Below are 4,056 nucleotides of genomic sequence, written 5' to 3' on the forward strand. Positions count from 1 at the left end.
CGCCGACCTCTCCGGCGGCTACTGCGCCTACCAGGCCGAGCGCAAGGCGGCGGGCGTGGGCCTGATCAAGGACTGCGACCGCAAGCGCCGCCGGGTGGAGCGCGAGGTCGCCGAGCCGGTGTTCACCGCCTTCTCCCGCTCGGAGGCGGCCTTCGACCAGCTGATCGCCTGGAAGCGAGCCCAATTCCGCGCCACCGGTCAGACCGACATCTTCTCCGCCGGCTGGACCCTGGGCCTGCTCAAACAGCTGTTCGCCAGCCGGGACCCGGACTTTGGCGCGGTGCTCTTCACTTTGCACTTCGGCGACCGGCTGGCCGCCGTGCAGCTCAACCTGCGCGGCCGGCGCACCATCCACGCCTGGATCATCGCCCACGACCCGGAGCTGGAGCGCCATTCACCCGGTCTGCTGCTTTTCCAGGACATCCTGCGCTGGATGGACGAGACGCCCTTCGACCGGCTCGACCTCGGCCCCGGCGAGGTGCGCTTCAAGCGCGAACTGGCCAACGACGGCGTCTCGATCGCCCACGGCTTCGTCGGGTTGCCCTCCACCGCCACCCTCACCCGGGCGGCGGTCTACGAGGTCCGCCGGGCCGTCGAGTCGCTGCCGCTCGGTCCGGTGTCCGAGCTTCCGGGCAAGGCGATGCGCCGGCTCGACCAGTGGCGCGGCCTGCGCGGAAGCTGAGATTTGCTCCCGGGGCGCCGAGCCATTAGGTTGCCCGACCTTTTGAGCGCCCGACCCCTGCCATGACCCTGACCATCGACGACATCCGCGCGGCCGCCGACCGGCTCAAGGGGCATATCGAGCGCACGCCCTGCCGCTATTCGCGGACTCTCTCCGAGATCACCGGCGCGGAAGTGTGGGTGAAGTTCGAGAACCTGCAGTTCACCGCCGCCTACAAGGAGCGCGGCGCGCTCAACAAGCTGCTGCAGCTTGGCGACAACGTGAAGAAGCGCGGGGTGATCTGCGCCTCGGCCGGCAACCACAGCCAGGCGTTGGCCTACCACGCCGCCCGGCTGGGGATCCCGGTCACCATCGTGATGCCGCGCACCACCCCCTTCATGAAGGTGCAGCAGACCCGGGCGCACGGCGCCGAGGTGGTGCTGGACGGCGACGGCTATGACGACGCTTCGGCCCACGCCCAGAAGGTCTGCGCCGAGCGGGACCTGGTGTTCGTCCACCCGTTCAACGACGTGGACGTCATGGCCGGCCAGGGGACGGTCGCGCTGGAGATGCTGGAGGACGCCCCCGACCTGGAGGTGCTGCCCGTCCCCATCGGCGGCGGCGGGCTGATCGCCGGCGTCGCGACGGCGGCCAAGTCCATCAAGCCGGACATCGAGATCGTCGGCCTCGAGCCGGCCATGTACCCGTCCTTCACGGCCAAGATGCGCGGCATGAACGCGTCGGCCCAGGTGGGCGCCTCGACCATCGCCGAGGGCATCGCGGTCAAGACCATCGGGGACCTCACCTACGCCATCGCCCGGCCGCTGATCGACGACGTGCTGCTGCTCGAGGAGCCCTATCTGGAGCGCGCCGTCGCCCTCTACTGCAACGTCGAGAAGACGGTGGCGGAGGGCGCCGGCGCGGCCTCGCTGGCGGGCCTGCTGGCCTACCCGGAGAAGTTCCGCGGCAAGAAGTGCGGCCTGATCCTCACCGGCGGCAACATCGACACCCGCCTGCTGGCCTCGGTGCTGACCCGCGAGCTGGTGCGCGACAACCGGCTGGTGTCCCTGCGCATCATCGGCGACGACCGCCCGGGCCTCCTGGCCACGGTCTCGGCGGTGATTGGCGGACACGGCGCCAACATCATCGAGGTGGCCCACAACCGCCTGGCCCTGGACGTGCCCGCCAAGGGCGCGGAGTTCGACATCATGATCGAGACCCGCGACTCCCAGCACACCCAGGAGATCATGGACGCGCTGCGCGCCAACGGTTACCCGCCGCGGACGGTCTGACGCGGCAGGGGCTTGGGTTGGACGGCCCGCTCGGTGTAAGGCCTCGCCCCATGACCACCCGACGCCTCCTCCTCGCCTTGACCGCCACCCTCGCCCTCGCGGCCTGCAACCGCGGGGAGACCGCCGCCGCGCCGGAGGCGGCCAAAAAGGAGGCGGCGGCGTTCATCGCCAAGACGGCCGCCGAGCCGGGCGTGCAGAAGCTGCCGTCGGGCGTGCTCTACAAGGTGGTCCGCTCCGGCCCCGAAGGCGGGATGAAGCCGCAGCTCACCGACGAGGTGAAGGTCCACTACGAGGGCAAGCTGCCGGACGGAAAGGTGTTCGATTCCAGCTACGACCGGGGCGTCCCCGCCTCCATGCCGCTGGAGGGGCTGATCCCCGCCTGGCAGGAAGCGCTGCAGCAGATGCGCCCGGGTGACGAGTGGGTCCTCTACGTCCCGCCCGAGCAGGGCTATGGCGAGGAAGGCGCGGGCGGCGGCGAGATCCCGCCCAACTCGCCGCTCATTTTCCGCATCGAACTGCTCGGCGTGCTGCCAGGACCCGGCCGGGTGATGCAGGGCTGAGCGAAACCGCTTCCGGCCAGGTAGCGGCGCCGGGTAGGTTGGCGCCATGTCCGACGACCTGACCCAGCGGGCGACCGAGATCCTCGATCGCCTGGTCGCCTTCGACACCACCTCGCGACTGTCGAACCTGCCGCTGATCGAGTGGGTGGAGGCCTACCTCGACAGCCACGGCGTGCCGCATCGACGCGCCCCGAGCCCGGACGGGGCGAAGTCCAACCTGATCGCCACCCTGGGGCCGGCGGAGGAGGGCGGGGTCGTGCTCTCCGGCCACACCGACGTGGTGCCGGTGGACGGCCAGGCCTGGAGCAGCGACCCGTTCAAGCTCACCGAGCGGGACGGCAGGCTCTACGGCCGCGGGACCTGCGACATGAAGGGGTTCATCGCCCTGGCGCTGGCCGCCGTGCCGGAGCTGAAGAAGACCGGTCCCAAGAAGCCCGTGCACCTGGCCTTCTCCTACGATGAGGAGGTGGGCTGCGTCGGCGCGCCCGACATGATCCGGATGATCGCCGCCGAGCTGCCCAGGCCGGCGCTGGTGGTGGTCGGCGAGCCCACCCGCATGGAGGCGGTCAGCGGCCACAAGGGGATAGCCACCTACTGGGTGACGGTCACCGGCAAGGAGGCCCACTCCAGCCAGACCCACCTGGGCGTCTCGGCGATCATGGCCGCGGTGGAGCTGATGGCGAGCCTCAAGCGCCTCGCGGAGGATCTGGAGCGGACGGCCGATGCAGCCTCGCCCTTTGTCCCCAAGCACGCCACGCTGACCATTGGCATCGTGCAGGGCGGCACCGCCGGCAACATCCTGGCGCGCCAGTGCCGCTTCCTGTTCGACCTGCGCTGCCCGCCGGGGCTCGATCCGACCAAGGTGCTGGCCCCCTTCGTGGCGGAGGTCGAGGCCATGGACCGGCGACTGAAGGCGCTCTCGCCCGAGGCGGGCGTGGCGATCGAGCAGCGGTCCAACACCCCGCCGCTGGCGCCTGAGCGCGATGGCGTCGCCGAGGCCTTCGCCCGCCGGCTGGCGGGCGACAACGGACCGGCTCGGGTCGTCGCCTTCGCCGCCGAGGCCGGGCAGTTCCAGCAGGCCGGCTTCTCCACCGTGATCTGCGGGCCGGGCTCCATCGAGCAGGCGCACCAGCCGGACGAATACCTGGAGATCCCTCAGCTGGAGCGCGGGGCGGCCTTCATGGCTCGCCTGGCCGATTGGGCCGCCGGCGCTTGATCACCACCCGCCGGCCGAACAGGTCGGCGGGGTTCCAGGTCATCGCCCGGGCGATCTCCCACGAGCCGACCTTGCGCGCGGCCTGAGCCTCGCGGCGGGCCTGCAGCGCGACCTTGAGGTCCCTCAACCCCGCCGCCAGCCCCTTCATCGGCGCCTGCAGCTCGCCGCGCATGGCGTGGCGGACGAACAGGAGGGCGGTGGCGGCCAGGTGCAGCGGCAGAGTCAGCCAGAACAGCACCGGCGGGGTGTCCTTCACGAACACCCAGAAGCGGTTGCGCGTGCCGTGCCAGACGGCGAAGTCCGACCGCGGCCCGCCCGAGCTGGCCG

4 protein-coding genes and 1 pseudogene are annotated in these 4,056 nt (G+C 71.0%); 4 read left to right on the forward strand and 1 reads right to left on the reverse strand.

The window, feature by feature from the left end:
- From VHK87_RS04150 to argE, 4 genes are all read left to right on the forward strand, one after another.
- The coding region (locus VHK87_RS04150; RefSeq protein WP_329633635.1) for a GNAT family N-acetyltransferase at window positions 1–682 on the forward strand (682 nt) is incomplete at its 5' end.
- Between the two features lie 62 nt (window positions 683–744).
- Window positions 745–1,953 (forward strand): threonine ammonia-lyase, encoded by a 1,209-nt coding sequence (locus tag VHK87_RS04155; protein WP_329633636.1) that lies wholly within the window; start codon window positions 745–747, stop codon window positions 1,951–1,953.
- A 50-nt stretch (window positions 1,954–2,003) separates the two neighbouring features.
- Entirely contained in the window at window positions 2,004–2,513 is a 510-nt protein-coding gene (locus VHK87_RS04160) for an FKBP-type peptidyl-prolyl cis-trans isomerase (protein ID WP_329633637.1), read from the forward strand.
- A 46-nt stretch (window positions 2,514–2,559) separates the two neighbouring features.
- Window positions 2,560–3,729, forward strand: a complete 1,170-nt coding sequence (gene argE, locus VHK87_RS04165; protein WP_329633638.1) for an acetylornithine deacetylase — start codon at window positions 2,560–2,562, stop codon at window positions 3,727–3,729.
- On the opposite strand, the pseudogene VHK87_RS04170 reads toward argE, so the two are convergent.
- Window positions 3,692–4,056 (reverse strand): annotated as a pseudogene (locus VHK87_RS04170) (glycosyltransferase family 2 protein); the annotation flags it as partial. The gene argE and the pseudogene VHK87_RS04170 overlap by 38 nt on opposite strands.

Source organism: Phenylobacterium sp. (genome assembly GCF_036263695.1).
Lineage (GTDB): Bacteria > Pseudomonadota > Alphaproteobacteria > Caulobacterales > Caulobacteraceae > Phenylobacterium.

Coding starts and splice junctions, on each gene's coding strand:
- VHK87_RS04155 (WP_329633636.1), top strand. CDS start 745: ATGACCCTGACCATCGACGACATCCGCGCGGCCGCCGACCGGCTCAAG.
- argE (WP_329633638.1), top strand. CDS start 2,560: ATGTCCGACGACCTGACCCAGCGGGCGACCGAGATCCTCGATCGCCTG.
- VHK87_RS04160 (WP_329633637.1), top strand. CDS start 2,004: ATGACCACCCGACGCCTCCTCCTCGCCTTGACCGCCACCCTCGCCCTC.